The following is a 15,722-nucleotide window of genomic DNA, read 5'->3' on the forward strand; positions in this document are numbered from 1 at the left end:
GATGGCTGAAAAGGTGAAGCCGGTGCCGCTGGCGGATATCATCGCCGAGCGCATCCAGACGATGATCCTGGAAGGGGCGCTGCGGCCGGGGGAGAAGCTGCTGGGCGAGCGCGAGCTGGCGGAGCGGCTGGGGGTCTCGCGCCCGTCTCTGCATCAGGCGCTGGCGCAGCTGGAGGAGCGCGGGCTGCTGGTCTCCGGCAAGTCCGGCACCAGCGTGGCGAGGTTTCTTGACCGGCTGGCCGACCCGCTGGCGGAGTTATTCGTGACCGAGCCGCGGGCGACGGCGGATTATATCGAGTTCCGGCGCACGGTGGAGGTGGCGGCCGCCGGCTATGCCGCCATCCGCGCCACCCAGCCCGAGCGCGAGGCGATCGCCGATTGCCTGCGCCGCATCCAGGCCGCGCATGATGCCGGGGAGTCGGCCCTGGAGGCGGATGTGGATGCCGAGCTGCACGGGCTGATCTACGAGGCCTCGCATAACCTGATGGTGCTGCACATCATGCGGGTGTTGGGCGATCTCTTGCGCAAGAACGTCTTTTATAATCGTGAGACGCTGTATCTGCGCGCGGGCCTGCGCGATTTGCTGCTGGCGCAGCATCTGCGCATCGGCGAGGCGGTGTTGAGCGGGGATGCCAACGAAGCGGGTGAGGCGATGCGCGCGCATATGGATTTCACCGGCTCGACGCTGGAGGATATCCAGCGCGAGGAGGCGCGTCTGGCCACCGCCATGCGCCGGATCGACCGGAAATATCTGGTCGCCGGCGCGGAGGACGGCCAAGGCTGATCTTACGGCTTGTGGGGGTGGTGGCGCTCGAATTCCAGCCTGTCCTTGAACAGGCAGATCATCACCGCAATGAAGCCGATTGCCACTGGCACCGCCAACATTTCCGCCCAGATTGTCACGTCGTTCATGGGTCTTGCCTTTGCTTCCACGCCCCAGCTCGCGAATGCCCCGCGTCTTTTCGCGCGGTGGATCGCCAATTTAGCGCCGTGATCCCGCAAAGGCCAGAAAATAGTCCCGAATCAGGACCTAAAAACCGAAAGGCCGCTCTGTGCCCCGCGCGCGTGTGCGGCGCAATATGGGGTCAGCTTGACGCGGCTGGGGCGGGGCAGACGCCGTGCAGGAAGACATGAATGGCGGCGCGGATATGGGCGCGCCGTGCCTCGCCGCTGCGCCAGGCGAATTCGCCGATGGATTTCAGGATCATCGCGCCGAAAATCATGTCCGAGAGCATGCGCGCGCTGGTCAGCGCATCCAGTGCCAGGTTGATCAGGCCGCGATCCGCCTGGCGCTGCATCCAGATGGCCAGCGCCGCATGCGCCTGCTGCGCCCCGTTGGTGCGGGCGATCTCGCTCAGCTCCGGGTAGGTCTGGGCCTCCGCCAAGGTCATGCGGAAGAAATCCAGCCGCTCCTTGTCCTCGTCCTCGCTGATATCGATCCTGAAAATCCGCTCCAGCGCCGCCGCCAGGGGCAGATCGTCAGGCACGGGCAGCTCCAGCCATTGCGGGCGGTCGGCATCCACCACCGCGGCGAACAGCGCGGATTTGCCCGGAAACAACCGGTAGAGCGTCTGTTTGGAGATCTTGCAGCGTGTCGCGATGTCCTCGGTCCGGGTCGCGCCATAGCCTTGTTCCAGGAACAGGCGCCGTGAACAATCGATGATCAATCGCCGCTGCGTCTCGTCCGTACAGGCTTTTGGCCGCCCCCGATGCTTGCAAATCTCCTTGGACACTCAATCCCATCCATATTCGTTTCTTTGACGCGAAAAAATGCAACCATGTCGCGTCTTGACAGCCCTTCGCAATCGCACAATATCAGTACTCATAAGTACTGTAAATGTTTTGAGGTCGTTGCTTCACTCTGGTGCATGGTTCAGACATCCGCGATTCTCCGTATCGCGGATCTATGACGCTGAATCACACTAGATCTTTGATTTTGCTAGTGCTCCAACTGGGTTTCCGTTGTTTTCATTCCAGCCTGCCTTTGAGAGGTCTTGATGTCCGTCGAATTTCGTCGCCCCGCCCGTGGCCGTGCCCTGGCGGCAACGTGCCTTGCCGGGCTCACGCTTCTGGCTGGTTGTGACAAGCAGAAGGCCGCCTCCGCGCCGCCGCCGCCGGCGGTGGGCACGGTCACCATCAAAACCCAGCCGGTGACCCGGGAAACCGAGTTGCCGGGCCGTACCGCCGCGGTGATGACGGCGCCGATCATCCCGCAGGTGACCGGGGTGATTCTCAAGCGGCTGTTCGTCGAGGGTTCGGATGTGAAGGCCGGGCAGCAGCTTTATCAGATCGACCCGGCGCCCTATCAGGCGACTTATGACAGTGCCGTTGCCACATTAAAGCATGACGAGGCGCAGCTGGCCACGGATCAGGCGCAGGCCCGGCGCTACAAGCCTCTGGCGCAGGCCCAGGCCGTCAGCCAGCAATCCTACGACAATGCGCTGGCGACGGTGAAAGAGGACGAGGCCAATGTCGCCTCCGCCAAGGCCAGCATCGAGAGCGCGCAGATCAACCTGAATTACACCAAGGTGTTCTCGCCGATCTCGGGCACCATCGGCGCCTCCACGGTGACCCCCGGCGCGCTGGTGACGGCGAACCAGAGCACGGCCCTGGCGACGGTGACGCAGCTCGACCCGATCTATGTCGATCTGAACGAATCCTCCGAGACCTGGCTGCGGCTGAAGCAGGAAATGCAGTCCGGCACGTTGCAGACCAACGCCGATGGCACGGCCAAAGTGACGCTGACCCTGGAGGACGGCAGCACCTACGCGCCAGCGGGCAAGATGCAGTTCGCCGAGGTGAATGTGGACCAGACCACCGGCACGGTGCTGGTCCGCGCGATCTTCCCCAACCCCGACCATCTGCTGCTGCCGGGCATGTATGTGCACGCGGTGATCGATGAAGGGGTGGACAAGAACGGCATTCTGGTGCCCGAGCAGGCGGTCTCCCACGACACCCATGGCGACCCGACCGTGCTGGTGGTCGGCAAGGATGATTTGGTCGCGCAGAAGGTGATCAAGACCGGCGCCACGCTCGGCAATGACTGGGTGGTGACGGGCGGGCTGCAGCCGGGCGATCGCGTGATCGTCGATGGGCTGCTCAACGCCACCCCCGGCCAGAAGGTCACGCCCACCGACGAGACCGCCAAATTCGCCTCCGGCAACGCCGCCTCCTGACCCCGGTTCCAGGACTCCGATATGTCACGTTTCTTTATTGACAGGCCGATTTTCGCCTGGGTTCTGGCGCTGGTGCTGATGTTGGCCGGCGCCATCGAGATTACCCAGCTGCCGATCGCGCAATACCCCTCCATCGCCCCGCCGGCGATCTCGATCTCCACCAGCTATGCCGGCGCGAATGCGACGACGGCGGCGAATACCGTGATCCGGCCGATCCTGCAGCAAATGTCGGGTCTGGACGGGCTGGAATATATCGATTCCACCGCCGAGGCGACCGGCGCGGTGACGATCACCCTGACCTTCAAGCAGGGCACCGATCCGAACATCGCCCAGGTGCAGGTGCAGAATAAGCTCTCTCTGGCCGAGCCGACCTTGCCGAGCGAAGTGACCCAAAGCGGCATCAATGTGCGCAAGGCCGAGAAGAACTATATGTTGTTCTTCGCGCTGGAATCCACGAACAGCACCATGGATCACGCCGCACTCGGGGATTACATCGCCTCCAATTTCGAGGATCCGATCACCCGTATTCCCGGCGTTGGCGATTACACGCTGTTCGGCTCGGAATATGCGATGCGCATCTGGCTCAATCCGGGTGAGCTGTTCAAATACGGGCTGACCGCCGCCGATGTCGTCTCCGCCATCCAGGCGCAGAACATCCAGGTGCCGTCCGGCGAGCTGGGCAGCCTGCCGGCGGTGAAGGGCCAGCGGCTCGACGCGCTGATCAACGGCCCGAGCCAGTTTACCGATCCCAAGCAGTTCGAGAATATTCTGCTGAAGGTGGAGACCAGCGGCGCCCAGGTGCGGCTGAAAGATGTCGCCAAGGTCGAGCTGGGGCCGCAGAGCTACGCGATCGACGCCACCTTCAACGGTCACCCGACCGCCGCCATGGGGCTGAAACTGGCGCCCGGCGCCAACCAGCTGGATACCGAAAAAGCGGTGAAGCAGGAGCTGGCGGTGCTGGCGAAGAGCCTGCCGCCGGGGGTGAAGCTGGTTTATCCCTACGATACCCAGCCCTATATCGTGCTGTCGCTGGAAGAGGTCGTGCAGACGCTGCTGGAAGCCATCGTGCTGGTGTTCCTGGTGATGCTGCTGTTCCTGCAGAATATCCGCGCCACGCTGGTGCCGACCATCGCCGTGCCGATCGTGCTCTTGGGCACGTTCGGGGTGCTGGCGGCGCTGGGCTACTCGATCAACACCCTGACCATGCTGGCGATGGTGCTGGCCGTCGGCCTGCTCGTCGATGACGCCATCGTCGTCGTGGAAAATGTCGATCGTCTGATGCATGAGCGCAAGCTCGCGCCGAAAGAGGCGGCGCGCCAATCGATGGATGAAATCTCCGGGGCGCTGGTCGGCATCGCGCTGGTGCTGGCGGCGGTGTTCCTGCCGATGGCCTTCTTCGGCGGCTCCACCGGCGTGATCTATCGGCAATTCTCGGTCACCATCGTCTCGGCCATGGTGCTGTCGATCCTGACCGCGCTGATCTTCACCCCCTCGCTCTGCGGCTCGCTGTTGCGCCCGCCGAAGGAAGGGGCCGGCACGCGCGGGTTCTATGGCTGGTTCAACCGCAACTTCAACCGCACCCGTAACGGTTATCTCGGCGGCGTGCGCAGGATGTCGCGCCATCGCCGGCTGACCATGGTGGGCTTTGTCTGCATCACCATCCTCACCGTCTTCCTGTTCACCCGGCTGCCGACAGGCTTCCTGCCGAACGAGGATCAGGGGCTGCTGCTGGGCCAGGTGACCCTGCCGACCGGCTCCACCGCCGAGCAGACCACGGCGTTGAACACCGAGCTGCGTGACTATATCGACAAGACCGAATCCGCGAACGTGAAGTCCGTCTTCAACGTCACCGGCTTCAGCTTCGCCGGTCAGGCGCAGAGCCAGGGCTTCCTGGTGATGCTGATGAAGCCCTGGGCCGACCGGCCCAAGGCGTCGCAGAATGTCGCCGCGATCGCGAACCGGGTGATGGCGCATTTCGCCGGCAACCCGGCCGGGCAGGTTTTCGTGCTGCAGCCGCCGCCGGTGCTGGAGCTGGGCAACGCCACCGGCTTCGATCTGGAGCTGATGAATTCCGGCAATCTCAGCAGCCAGGATTTCTTCAATGCCCGCAACAAGTTCCTCGGGCTGGCGGCGCAGGATCATCTGCTGGAGGCGGTGCGCCCCAATGGCCTCGGCGAGGCGCCGCAATATAATCTGAAGGTCGATCGTGAGGCGGCCTCGGCGCTCGGGCTGTCGATGAGCGATGTCAACACCACCATTCAGGCGGCCTTGGCCTCGGAATATGTCGACCAGTTCCAGCGCGACGGACGTGTGAAGGATGTCTATGTCCAGGGTGAGGCGGATGCGCGCATGCAGCCGAGCGACCTGGATAAATGGTATGTCCGCAATTCGTCCGGCGGCATGGTGCCCTTCAGCGCCTTCACCTCCGGCAGCTGGAGCGTCGGCCCGCAGGCGGTGGAAATCTATAATGGTGACGAGGCCTATGAGATGCAGGGCCAGCCGGCCCCGGGGGTGAGCTCGGGCACGGCGATGGCGGAGGTCGAGAAACTCGCCGCCGAGCTGCCCAAGGGCGTCACCATGCAATGGACCGGCCTCTCCTACGAGCAGGTGAAAGCCGGCTCGCAGACCGGCGCGCTCTACACCATCTCCGTCGTCTTCATCCTGCTCTGCCTGGCGGCCTTGTATGAAAGCTGGTCGATCCCGGTGGCGGTGATGCTGGTGGTGCCGCTGGGCATTATCGGCGCGGTGCTGGCCAATCTGCTGCGCGGCATTGCCAATGACGTGTATTTCCAGATCGGCCTGCTCACCACGATGGGGCTGGCGGTGAAGAACGCCATTCTGATCGTCGAGTTCGCCCGGAACTTCTATGAGCAGGGCGAAAGCCTGTTCGATGCGGCGCTGCATGCGGCGCAGGAGCGGTTGCGGCCGATCCTGATGACCTCGATCGCCTTCGTCCTCGGCACCTTCCCGCTGGCGATCGCGACCGGCGCGGGGGCGGGGGCGCGAACCGCCATCGGCACCGCCGTTGTCGGCGGCATGATCACTGCCACGGTGCTCGCCATTTTCTTCGTGCCGATCTTCTTCGTCGTGGTGCTTGGCTTGACCAAGGTGCGCCGCAAATCGGAGCAGGTGGAAGTGACACATACCGGCGGGGGCCATTGATCCATGCGTAACGTGAAACCGGTCTCCGCCCTGATGCTGGGGCTGCTCTCGGGCTGCTCGCTCATCCCGGCCTATCACCGCCCGGCGCTGCCGGTGCAGAATGCCTACCCGGTGGCGGGTGGCGGCGCCGGCCCCGCCGCCGCCGATCTCGGCTGGAAGGATTTCTTCAAGGACCCGGCGCTGCAGCAGCTGATTTCCCTCAGCCTCGCGAATAACCGCAATTTCCGCGAGACGGCGCTGAACGTGCAGCAGGCGCAGGCGCAATATCGCGTCGACCGCGCCAGCCTGTTCCCGACCATCGAGGGCGATGCCTATCAAACTGTCACCCACACCCCGGCCAATCTTAGCTCCGCCGGGCGGGCCATCACCTCGCATGAATACAGCCTGGGCGCGCAGGCGGTCTCCTGGGAGATCGACCTGTTCGGCAAGCTGCGCGCGACCGCGAAATCCGCGCATGAGACCTTTCTGAGCGATCTGGATACCGCGCTCAGCACCCAGATCTCGCTGGTGGCGCAGGTGGCGTCCGAGTACGATACCTGGCTGGCGGATCGGCAATCCTTGCAAATTTCGCAGAACACCGCGGCGGCGGATCAGAAATCCCTGTCGCTGGTGCAGCTGGAGCTGAATAACGGCACGGTGACGGCGCAGGATCTGGCCCAGGCGCAGATCACCTACGACACGGCGGCCGCCAGCGTGTCGCAATATCAGCGCCAGGTGGCGCAGGATATGGACGAGCTGGTGCTGCTGGCCGGCGCGCCCATCCCGCCCGCCTTGCTGGCGCGGATGAACGCGGTGGATGGGCTGGATGCCGAGGCGAAGCTGCCGCACGTGCCGGCGGGCCTGCCCTCCGATCTGCTCACCCGCCGCCCGGATATCCGCGCGGCCGAGCATCAGCTGCTGGCGGCGAACGCCAATATCGGCGCGGCGCGGGCGGCGTTTTTCCCGTCGATCTCGCTCACCGCCAGCGGTGGTGTCGCCAGCAACAGCCTCAGCAGCCTGTTCTCCGGCGGCCAGACCTCCTGGTCCTTCCAGCCGCAGATCACCATCCCGATCTTCACCGCCGGCGCCAATATCGCCAATCTCGACATCGCCAAGGTCGAGAAGAAGATCCAGATCGCGACCTATGAGGCGACCATCCAGTCCGCCTTCCACGATGTCTCGGACGCGCTGAACGGCCGTGAGACCTATGTGGATCAGGTGAAGTATGAGCAGGATCTGGTGAACGCGGATCAGCGTTATTACACGTTGGCGCAGATGCGCTTCAAGGCGGGGATCGATACCTACCTGAACGTGCTGGTGGCGCAGAATGATCTGCTCAGCGCGCAGCTCAATCTGGTGGCGCTGCAGCTGGCGCAGCGGCAGAACGAGATCACGCTGTACAAGGCGCTGGGCGGCGGCTGGGAGGCGAACAGCACCCCGGGCACGCAGCCAGTGCCGGCCACAATGCCCGCCGCGCAGCCGGTGGCGGGGCAAACCCCCGGCAAGCCGACATCGCTGACAGGCAATTGAGCCACGCCAAGGCCGGACCCCAGGGTCCGGCCTTTTTTCATGCGCGCAAGCGGGTATAGCTGAACGGGATGAAGCAAACGCCCAAGCCGCCCGGTTTGCATCTGCACGGGCTGACCCTGCGCTATGAAGGCCGCCCGTTGTTCGAGGGGCTGGCGCTGCGCGTGCCGGCGGGGCGCTGCGTGGCGCTGCTGGGGGCGAGCGGGGTGGGCAAGACGAGCCTGCTGCGCATCGCCGCCGGGCTGGAGACACCGGACGCCGGAGTGGTGGAGGCCGATGACGGCCAGGCTTTGGCCCCGCGCATCGCCTGGATGGGCCAGCAGGATCTGCTCTATCCCTGGGCGCGCGCCCTTGAGAATGTCACACTCGGCAGCCGCCTGCGCGGGCAGCGCCCGGATCATGCGCGGGCCATGGCGCTGCTGGAAGCGGTGGGGTTGGCCGGGCGCGAGCGGGCTTTGCCCAAGGAGCTCTCCGGCGGCATGCGCCAGCGCGTCGCTCTGGCCCGCACACTGTATGAGGACCGGCCGGTGGTGCTGATGGACGAGCCCTTTTCCGCGCTGGACGCGATCACCCGCGCCCAGATGCAGACGCTGGCCGCAACGCTGCTGGCCGGGCGGACGATGCTGCTGATCACCCACGACCCGCTGGAAGCCTGCCGGCTCGGCCACAGCCTGCATGTGATGGCGGGGCAGCCGGCGCGCCTCGGCCCGGCGATCACCGTGCCCGGCACCCCGCCCCGCGCCCCGGACGACGAGGCGCTGCTGCACACCCAGGCCGAGCTGCTGCGCGCCTTGCTGGCGGGGCAGGGGGCATGAGCCGGGTGCTGCGGCCGCTGGGCACCTGCGTGGGGCTGCTGGCGCTCTGGTGGGCGCTGGCGCGCTTCGCCAACATCCCCGCCTTTCTGCTGCCCGGCCCTGGTGCTGTGGCGCAGACGCTGGTGTCGCAATGGGGCTTCCTGGCCCGCAACGCGCTGGTGACGCTGCTGGAAATCGCCCTCGGGCTGGGCTTGGGCACGCTGTTCGGGGCGGGCTGCGCGCTGGTGATGGTGGCCTCGCGCGGGGTGCAGCGCTGGCTGCTGCCGCTGCTGCTGCTGAGCCAGGCAGTGCCGGTGTTTGCCCTGGCGCCGCTTTTGGTGCTGTGGCTGGGCTTCGGCCTCGCCTCGAAAGTGCTGATGGCGGTTCTGGTGATCTTCTTTCCCGTCACCGCCGCGTTTTATGACGGTCTGCGCCGCACCGAGCCGGGCTGGCTGGACCTCGCCCGCACCATGGGCGCCTCGCGGCTTGCCATTCTCTGGCGGGTGCGGCTGATGGCGGCGCTGCCGGCCTTCGGCGCGGGCCTGCGCATCGCCGCCTCGGTGGCGCCCATCGGCGCCATCATCGGCGAATGGGCCGGCGCCTCCGAGGGGCTGGGCTATGTGATGCTGAACGCCAATGCGCGGATGCAGACGGATGTGATGTTCGCCGCCCTGGTGCTGCTGGCGGCCATGACGATCCTGCTCTGGGTGGGGGTGGATATGCTGCTGAAAAAACTGCTGCACTGGGCGCCGGACTCGTAAAAGCGTCCATGGTCTGGTCTGGTCCGGATCGCGCCGCTATAACGCATCAAAGCCCCTTCCACCCGGTGGCAAAATGTAATGCACGCTCTTTGGCATCCTCTCGCGGCGTTGAGTCTGGCCCTTGCGGCGCTCCTGGCGGGGCACGCACAGCCCGTACGGCAGATTGCCAGGTTTGCGGTTGATGACAGTCCGGTCGTTGGGCTGGCGCTGAGCCCGGATGGCCGCGAGATCGCTTATGCGGGACCGGGTGGGGTTCACATCCTCGATGCCAAAAGCGGTGCGGCGCGTGCGGTGATTCCGGATATTGGCGGCCTGATCCAAAGCCGGGGGCAGGGGGTTATCGCCTTCAGCCCGGATGGCGCCACGCTGATCCTGCCGCCGCAACGCCAAAGCGGCTCCGCTTTCCTCTCGCTCTGGGCGGCGCGCACGGGCGTCAAACAGCGCGAGATCGAGAGGCTCTCCGGCCAAGAGGCGGGAGCGGCCATGTTCTCGATGGCGGCCAATGGCAAAACCATCGCCGCCGCCGCCAACGGGGATGGGGCGCGGGCAATCCGGCTTTTCACCTTGCCGGGCTTTCAGCCCGAACCGGTGATCAATGTGAGCTACATGCTGCAACTCGCCCTCTCGGCGGATGGTGCCACCCTTGCCGTCGCCAGTGCGACGGATCGATTGGATTTTTATGCAAGCGCCTCGGCAAAGCCAGAGGGCACGCTGGCTTTGCCGGTCAATGGCTGGACCGAACCGCTATCCGCCTTGGCCTATAGCCCGAATGGCGCGGCACTGGCGGCTGGCTTCGCCAATGGCGGGCATGTCGAGTTGCCATCACCGGACGGTACGCTGCGCACGGCCCCCAACCCGTTTCCAACCGCGCCGGTTCTGCTCTGGCATGTTTCGCAGGGCATGCCGCAAGGGGCGCCCTCGACATTATGTGGACCCCAGCCGGACGGCGTGGCGAATATGCTCTGGCTGCCGGATCAGCGCGGCCTTGTCATCACCGATGAACGAGGCGGTGCCAAACTCTGCCCCCTGAACGGTGATCCGGCGCAGAGCATCAGCCCCGATATCGGCGATGCCGTCGCCATCCCCGCGCTTGCGGCGGATGGGCACGGGCTCGCCATCGCTGTTAACGGAAAGATCGATGTCTACGTGCTTCAACCGGATGGAAAGTGACCCTCCATGGCCAGTCCTTTACCGGATCAGGACTATATCTACGCCTCTGAGATCGCGTATCTGAGCGATCCAAAGGCCAGCGTCGCGCAATTCCTGCCGCATTATGAAATTGCCGCGTCTCAGACCCTCGATAACGGGTTTCAGGCCATCGCCTTGCGTGCCAGCGACGGTCATTATCTGATCGCTTTTCGCGGTACATTGCCGGACTATAAAGGCACGTTGAACCGGTTTTTTAGCGCCTATGGCGCGCAGGTGAGCTTGGCGAATACGCCGCTCCCCTCCAAACGGCAGATCGAGCAGGCGCAGGAGGCCGAGGCGGCGTTGCAGGCTGATCCGATGATCCAGGATCTATCTGCCGATTTTGATATTTTTAGCGGTAAGCGCGTGGCACAATTTCAAAGCGGTCTTGCCTTCGTCACAAATATTGCGGGAATTGCCAAAGGTAAACCGATTTACATCACCGGCCATTCGTTAGGTGGCGGCATTGCGAATTTCGTCGCCGGAGCGTTGCCTGGCAAGATCGGCGCCACCTTCGCAGCACCGGGATATAAATTATACGGCGCCGCCAGTGCCGCCGCAATGGTCAATTACTATAACGTCAATGACAGCATTCCCACAGTGAATCTACGATATCATTGTGGCGCCTGTAAGGCCCTAGATATACTGCACAGCTCCTTCGCCGTGGAAACAGAGCTGCGTTTGCGCCGGCAGATCATTTACGGCTTCAACGGCACGCCTGATGCCACCACGGCGATGACCGCGCACGCCGACAAGGCGGCGCAGATCGTGCTCAGCAGCTTCGGCTTTTTGCTCGCCCGTTTGATCTATCATCAATTGCCGAACTATGCCGGCTGGCTCAATTGCAAATCCATCACCGGCAGAACAACCAAGTATACGATTCATGATTTCGCCAATGCCGCCGCGCCCATCATCACCCATCTGCTCTGGCTGCAGCGTCAGGCCAACAACCCGATCCACGGGCTTCTGACCTACGAGATGCGCATGTTCCGCCGCGGTGAGCGGTTTTTCGTGAATGTCTTTACCGCCTACGGGCAGGCGGAAATCGATATGGGCGCTTACGGGGCCGGATTTGGGCCGTAATCTAAGCCCCCTCCAGCGCCCTGATCGCAATCGCCACCGCCGAGGTCCGCGTCTCCACCCCCAGCTTCGGATATATCTGCTCCAGATGTTTGTTCACCGTCCGGTCGCTGACATTGAGACTCTGCGCGATGTCGCGGTTGGATTTGCCGCACGCCAGCCAGGGCAGCACTTCCGTCTCCCGCCGGGTCAGCCTCACACGCGCCTGCAGCCGGTCCACGTCATGGTCGGTATCCTGCTCGACGATGCGCAGCAGAAACTCCTCCTCCGCCATCTGGCCGATCAGCGCGAATTCCACCCGCCGCGCCGGCAAGGCCGGGGCTGGGGTCCCCTGTTTTCAATATTTCAACGATCCGTAAGCCTCCGCGGTATGAGGCGCTTGACCCTGCGATGTTCGGCAAATTACGTATGCAGCCAGGGTGCGGGGACGGGTTCGCCCCTGGAAATGGAGGCCCTCATGCGTCTTTTGCTTGCCTTGCTGGTTCCCTGGCTGCTGTTCTTCACCATCGGCCGGCCCTTCGCCGGGATCATCTGCCTGGTCCTGCAACTCACCGTCATCGGCTGGGTGCCGGCGGCGATCTGGGCGGTCTATGCGCTGAGCCAGTATGATACCGACCGCAAGCTTGCCCGCGCCTTCGGGCGGGACGGCTGAAACACGGCTATAACGCCAGGCGTTGAGTCGCCAGCCGCAACGCCTGGGGGCGGTGGCTGATCAGCAGGCAGGTCCGGCCTTTGATCAGCCTGGCCATCGCGCCCAGCACGGCGGTCTCGCTTTGCGCATCCAGCCCTTCGGTCGGCTCGTCCAGCAGCAAAATCGGCGCATCCTTCAGGAAGGCCCGCGCCATCGAGAGCCGGCGCGCCTGACCGCCGGAGAGGCGTTGCCCGGCCTCGCCCACCAGCGTCTCCAGCCCGCGCGGCATCGCCAGCACCTCGTCCAGCAAAGCCGCGTCGCGCAGCGCGTCATGCAGCTGCGTTTCGGTCGCGTCCGCGCGTGCGATCAGCAGGTTTTCTCGGATGCTGGTGTTGAACAGATGCGTGCGCTGCGCCACCACCGTACACAGGCCGCGGACGGTCTCGCCATCCAGCCGGCGCAGCTCCTGCCCGCCAATCTCCACCCGCCCGGATTGATAGTCCCAGAAGCGCAGCAGCACATTGAACAGGCTGGTCTTGCCGGCCCCGGACGCGCCGGTGATGCCCAGGCACGCCCCCTCGGGCACGCTCAGGCTGAGATCGCGCAGCACCGCCGGCCCGTCGCCATAGCCCATGCGCAGCTGCGACAAGCGCAGATCAAACCGCGCCGGGGCCAAAGCGGGCCGTGCGGGTTCGGCCAGGGCGGGGGGCAGGTCGACAATCTCGAAAATCCGCCGCGCCGCCGCCAGCCCTTCGCCCAGCGCCTGATAGGCGGCGGGCAGGGCGGCAACCGCCTCGAACCCGGCCAGCACGAACAGCCCCAGCATCGCGAAATCCGGGCCGGAGAGCGCGGGGCCGGCGGCTAGCAGCACCAGCAGAACCGCCCATAAGGTCAGGTTCGCAACCAGCCCCGCCCCTTCCTGGCCGGCGGCGGCAATACGCGCCCCGCGCCGCTGCGCGGCCAGGGCGGTGCTGCCGGCTTCCAGGCACATGCGGGTCTGGCGCGGCAAGGCGCCGTCCAGCAGCAGCTCGTCATAGCCGCGCAGCAGCGCGCTCAGCGCCGCCGCCTGGTCTCCCCGCGCCGCCGCCAAAGCCGTCCCGGGCGCGCGTCCCAGGCGCTGGGTGAGCAAAGGCAGCGCCAGCCCGGCCAGCAGCAGCCCGGCCAGCATCACCGCCGCCGCCGCGAAGCTGAACCGCGCCAGGAAGACCACCAGCAAAGGCACGCAGAGCAACGCCGCCAGGCTGGGCACCAGCACCCGCAGATAGAAGGTCTCCAGACTATCGATATCGGCGCGCATCCGGCTCAGCAGATCGCCGCTGCGCTGGCCCTGCAGCCGCGCCGGGGCCAACGGTTCCAGCCTTTCATAGAACCAGACGCGCAAGGCGCTCAGCTGCCGGAAGGTGGCGTCATGCGTGACCAGCCGTTCGCCATAGCGCCCGACGCTGCGCAGCACCGCCAGCCCGCGTATGGCGGCGGCGGGGGTGAAATATTCGATCATCGGCCCGCCATGCCCGGCCAGCGCCATGGCGGCGATGAACCAGCCGGAGAGTGCGAGCAGTGCCACATTGGCGAGGATCACCCCGGCAGAGAGCAGAACCCCCGCCAGCGCCCAGCCCCAGCCCGCCCCCAGCAGCGATAAAAGCCGGCGCAGATCCCTCATGCCGCCCCCTCATAGGCCGCCAGCGCGGCGCGATAGGCGCTGCCTTGCGCCAGCAGCGCGGCGGGCGGCCCATATTCCACCACCCGGCCCTGCTCGATCACCGCAATCCGGTCCGCCGCGCGCACACTCTCCAGCCGATGCGCGATGATCAGCACGGCTTTTTCTTGTCGCAGCGCTGCGATGGCGGCGCGGATGTTGTCCGCACTCTCCTCATCCAGGCTGGCATCCGGCTCGTCCAGCACCAGCAGGTCGGCGTTTTTCAGGATCGCCCGGGCCAGGGCGATGCGGCGCAGCTGCCCGCCGGAGAGCCCCTGGCCGGCCTCGTCCAGCCGCGTCTCGTAGCGCTGCGAAAGCGTCGCGATGAACCCGTCCGCATGCGCGGCGCGGGCGGCGGCGCGCACCTCCTCGTCGCTGGCCTCAGGGCGGGCGAGGCGGATATTTTCGGCGATGCTGACCGGGAACAAGGTCGGGCGCTGCGGCATCCAGGCGACGCGCGGGCGCCAGGATGCCGGGTCGATTTCGCGCAGATCCTGCCCATCGACCATGATCCGCCCCTGGCTCGGCGCCTCCAGCCCCAGCAGCAGCCGGGCCAAAGTTGTCTTGCCGCCGCCGCTCGGCCCCACCAGCGCCAGCATCTCGCCGCGCGCCAGGCTCAGATTGATCCCCTCCAGCGTGGGATGCGCGGGCTCATAGGCAAAGCCCACCCCTTCCAGCCGGACTTCGCCGAGGCGCGGCGTGGGCAGCGCCATGGTCCCGGTCTGCGCCACCGGGATAGGGGTTTCCAGAAACGCGACAATCTGCTCGGCTGCCGCCACCGCGTCCATTTTGGCGTGATATTGCGTGCCCATATTGCGCAGCGGCCGGTAGAATTCCGGGGCCAGCAGCAGCACGAAAAAGCCGGGCAGGAAGGCCATCTCGCCGTAATAGAGCCGAAACCCGATATAGACCGCGACCATGGCGATGCTGATCGTCGCCAGGAATTCCAGCACCAGGGCTGAAAGAAACGCGACGCGCAGCACCTCCATCACCGCATGCCGGTACTCCTCCGCCATTCGCCCGACGATGCGCGCCTGCACCCGGCTGACATTGAAGAGTTTCAGCGTCGTCAGCCCCTCGATCACATCGAACAGATGCGCCGAGAGCTGCGCCAGCTTGCGCCATTGAAGCTGGTTCAGCGATGCCGTGCCCTTGCCGATGACGATCATGAAGATCGGGATCAACGGCGCGCTGAGCAGCATGATCAGGAAGGAGACCCAGTCCGTCGGCAGCACCACGGCGAGGATGGCTACAGGCAGGAAGGCGGCCAGGGCGGTTTGCGGCAGATAGGCGGCGTAATAGGGGTCGAGCTTGTCCAGCCCGGTGGAAAACAAGGCCGCGAGTTCGCCGCTGCGCTGGCCCGCGATGAAGCGCGGCCCCAAAGCCGCCAGCTTTTCGTGCAAACTGGCGCGCAGGCTGGTTTTGGCCTGAGCCGCCGCCTCGAAGGCCAGAGCGTCCGTACCGAACCCGGCCAAAGCGCGCAGGACGAACACCCCGAGCAGCCCGCCCAGCAGCGGCCAGAGCCCGGCCAGATGTTCCACATGGAACATCACCGCATCGACAATGCGGGCCAGCAGCCAGCATTGCCCCACCAGCAGCAGCCCGCCCAGCGCCCCCAGCCCCACCGCGCCCGCCAGGGGCCGGCGGAGATTTTTCGCCCGCGCCCGCAGCCAGCCATTCAGGGCCTTGGCCTGGTCGCGGGGCAGCGGGGCGCTGTGCGTCGCCATG

General features: G+C 65.5%; 14 protein-coding genes. 9 read left to right on the forward strand and 5 right to left on the reverse strand.

All coding sequences use genetic code 11. The annotated features are described in order from the left end of the window. The first annotated feature begins 1 nt into the window (after nucleotide 1). Nucleotides 2-784, forward strand: a complete 783-nt coding sequence (locus tag T331_RS0102975; protein WP_008494819.1) for an FCD domain-containing protein — start codon at nucleotides 2-4, stop codon at nucleotides 782-784. A 2-nt stretch (nucleotides 785-786) separates the two neighbouring features. On the opposite strand, the gene T331_RS20520 is transcribed toward T331_RS0102975, so the two are convergent. Both T331_RS20520 and T331_RS17130 read right to left on the reverse strand, forming a co-directional pair. Next, on the reverse strand, nucleotides 787-912 hold the full coding sequence (locus T331_RS20520) for a hypothetical protein (RefSeq protein ID WP_256378780.1): 126 nt from the start codon (nucleotides 910-912) through the stop codon (nucleotides 787-789). Between the two features lie 173 nt (nucleotides 913-1,085). Next, on the reverse strand, nucleotides 1,086-1,733 hold the full coding sequence (locus T331_RS17130) for a TetR/AcrR family transcriptional regulator (RefSeq protein WP_035178998.1): 648 nt from the start codon (nucleotides 1,731-1,733) through the stop codon (nucleotides 1,086-1,088). Between the two features lie 264 nt (nucleotides 1,734-1,997). On the opposite strand from T331_RS17130, the gene T331_RS0102990 reads away from it, so the two are divergent. From T331_RS0102990 to T331_RS0103020, 7 genes are all read left to right on the forward strand, one after another. Continuing rightward, nucleotides 1,998-3,176 (forward strand): efflux RND transporter periplasmic adaptor subunit, encoded by a 1,179-nt coding sequence (locus T331_RS0102990; RefSeq protein WP_051622064.1) that lies wholly within the window; start codon nucleotides 1,998-2,000, stop codon nucleotides 3,174-3,176. Nucleotides 3,177-3,197: 21 nt separating this feature from the next. Continuing rightward, nucleotides 3,198-6,338, forward strand: a complete 3,141-nt coding sequence (locus T331_RS0102995) for an efflux RND transporter permease subunit (RefSeq protein WP_026438977.1) — start codon at nucleotides 3,198-3,200, stop codon at nucleotides 6,336-6,338. A 3-nt stretch (nucleotides 6,339-6,341) separates the two neighbouring features. Continuing rightward, on the forward strand, nucleotides 6,342-7,847 hold the full coding sequence (locus T331_RS0103000) for an efflux transporter outer membrane subunit (protein WP_035179000.1): 1,506 nt from the start codon (nucleotides 6,342-6,344) through the stop codon (nucleotides 7,845-7,847). Between the two features lie 68 nt (nucleotides 7,848-7,915). Further along, nucleotides 7,916-8,659 (forward strand): ABC transporter ATP-binding protein, encoded by a 744-nt coding sequence (locus tag T331_RS0103005; RefSeq protein ID WP_026438979.1) that lies wholly within the window; start codon nucleotides 7,916-7,918, stop codon nucleotides 8,657-8,659. Next, nucleotides 8,656-9,399: an ABC transporter permease gene (locus T331_RS0103010; RefSeq protein WP_026438980.1), complete on the forward strand. Its 744-nt coding sequence runs from the start codon at nucleotides 8,656-8,658 to the stop codon at nucleotides 9,397-9,399. Before T331_RS0103005 ends, T331_RS0103010 begins: the two co-directional genes overlap by 4 nt. Before the next feature lie 108 nt (nucleotides 9,400-9,507). Continuing rightward, nucleotides 9,508-10,569: a WD40 repeat domain-containing protein gene (locus T331_RS0103015; RefSeq protein WP_026438981.1), complete on the forward strand. Its 1,062-nt coding sequence runs from the start codon at nucleotides 9,508-9,510 to the stop codon at nucleotides 10,567-10,569. Between the two features lie 6 nt (nucleotides 10,570-10,575). After that, nucleotides 10,576-11,670: an alpha/beta hydrolase family protein gene (locus T331_RS0103020; RefSeq protein ID WP_026438982.1), complete on the forward strand. Its 1,095-nt coding sequence runs from the start codon at nucleotides 10,576-10,578 to the stop codon at nucleotides 11,668-11,670. A 1-nt stretch (nucleotide 11,671) separates the two neighbouring features. Here T331_RS0103020 and T331_RS0103025 read toward each other — a convergent pair whose 3' ends face one another. Continuing rightward, nucleotides 11,672-11,980: a helix-turn-helix domain-containing protein gene (locus tag T331_RS0103025; protein ID WP_026438983.1), complete on the reverse strand. Its 309-nt coding sequence runs from the start codon at nucleotides 11,978-11,980 to the stop codon at nucleotides 11,672-11,674. A 144-nt stretch (nucleotides 11,981-12,124) separates the two neighbouring features. On the opposite strand from T331_RS0103025, the gene T331_RS0103030 reads away from it, so the two are divergent. Next, on the forward strand, nucleotides 12,125-12,319 hold the full coding sequence (locus tag T331_RS0103030; RefSeq protein ID WP_008494828.1) for a YqaE/Pmp3 family membrane protein: 195 nt from the start codon (nucleotides 12,125-12,127) through the stop codon (nucleotides 12,317-12,319). 7 nt (nucleotides 12,320-12,326) lie between these two features. Here the strand turns inward: T331_RS0103030 and cydC are convergent, their stop codons facing one another. Together cydC and cydD are read right to left on the reverse strand one after the other, a co-directional pair. After that, nucleotides 12,327-13,958: a thiol reductant ABC exporter subunit CydC gene (gene cydC / locus T331_RS0103035; protein ID WP_026438984.1), complete on the reverse strand. Its 1,632-nt coding sequence runs from the start codon at nucleotides 13,956-13,958 to the stop codon at nucleotides 12,327-12,329. Next, nucleotides 13,955-15,721 (reverse strand): thiol reductant ABC exporter subunit CydD, encoded by a 1,767-nt coding sequence (gene cydD / locus T331_RS0103040; RefSeq protein ID WP_026438985.1) that lies wholly within the window; start codon nucleotides 15,719-15,721, stop codon nucleotides 13,955-13,957. The genes cydC and cydD overlap by 4 nt, the downstream gene beginning before the upstream one ends. Nucleotide 15,722 lies beyond the last annotated feature (1 nt).

It is taken from the genome of Acidocella facilis ATCC 35904, assembly GCF_000687875.1.
Taxonomy (GTDB): domain Bacteria; phylum Pseudomonadota; class Alphaproteobacteria; order Acetobacterales; family Acetobacteraceae; genus Acidocella; species Acidocella facilis.

Excerpts from the sequence above, each read along its gene's own strand:
- T331_RS0102975 (WP_008494819.1), top strand. The coding sequence starts at position 2 with ATGGCTGAAAAGGTGAAGCCGGTGCCGCTGGCGGATATCATCGCCGAG.
- T331_RS20520 (WP_256378780.1), bottom strand. The coding sequence starts at position 912 with ATGAACGACGTGACAATCTGGGCGGAAATGTTGGCGGTGCCAGTGGCA.
- T331_RS0102990 (WP_051622064.1), top strand. The coding sequence starts at position 1,998 with ATGTCCGTCGAATTTCGTCGCCCCGCCCGTGGCCGTGCCCTGGCGGCA.
- T331_RS0102995 (WP_026438977.1), top strand. The coding sequence starts at position 3,198 with ATGTCACGTTTCTTTATTGACAGGCCGATTTTCGCCTGGGTTCTGGCG.
- T331_RS0103000 (WP_035179000.1), top strand. The coding sequence starts at position 6,342 with ATGCGTAACGTGAAACCGGTCTCCGCCCTGATGCTGGGGCTGCTCTCG.
- T331_RS0103005 (WP_026438979.1), top strand. The coding sequence starts at position 7,916 with ATGAAGCAAACGCCCAAGCCGCCCGGTTTGCATCTGCACGGGCTGACC.
- T331_RS0103010 (WP_026438980.1), top strand. The coding sequence starts at position 8,656 with ATGAGCCGGGTGCTGCGGCCGCTGGGCACCTGCGTGGGGCTGCTGGCG.
- T331_RS0103020 (WP_026438982.1), top strand. The coding sequence starts at position 10,576 with ATGGCCAGTCCTTTACCGGATCAGGACTATATCTACGCCTCTGAGATC.
- T331_RS0103030 (WP_008494828.1), top strand. The coding sequence starts at position 12,125 with ATGCGTCTTTTGCTTGCCTTGCTGGTTCCCTGGCTGCTGTTCTTCACC.
- cydC (WP_026438984.1), bottom strand. The coding sequence starts at position 13,958 with ATGAGGGATCTGCGCCGGCTTTTATCGCTGCTGGGGGCGGGCTGGGGC.
- cydD (WP_026438985.1), bottom strand. The coding sequence starts at position 15,721 with ATGGCGACGCACAGCGCCCCGCTGCCCCGCGACCAGGCCAAGGCCCTG.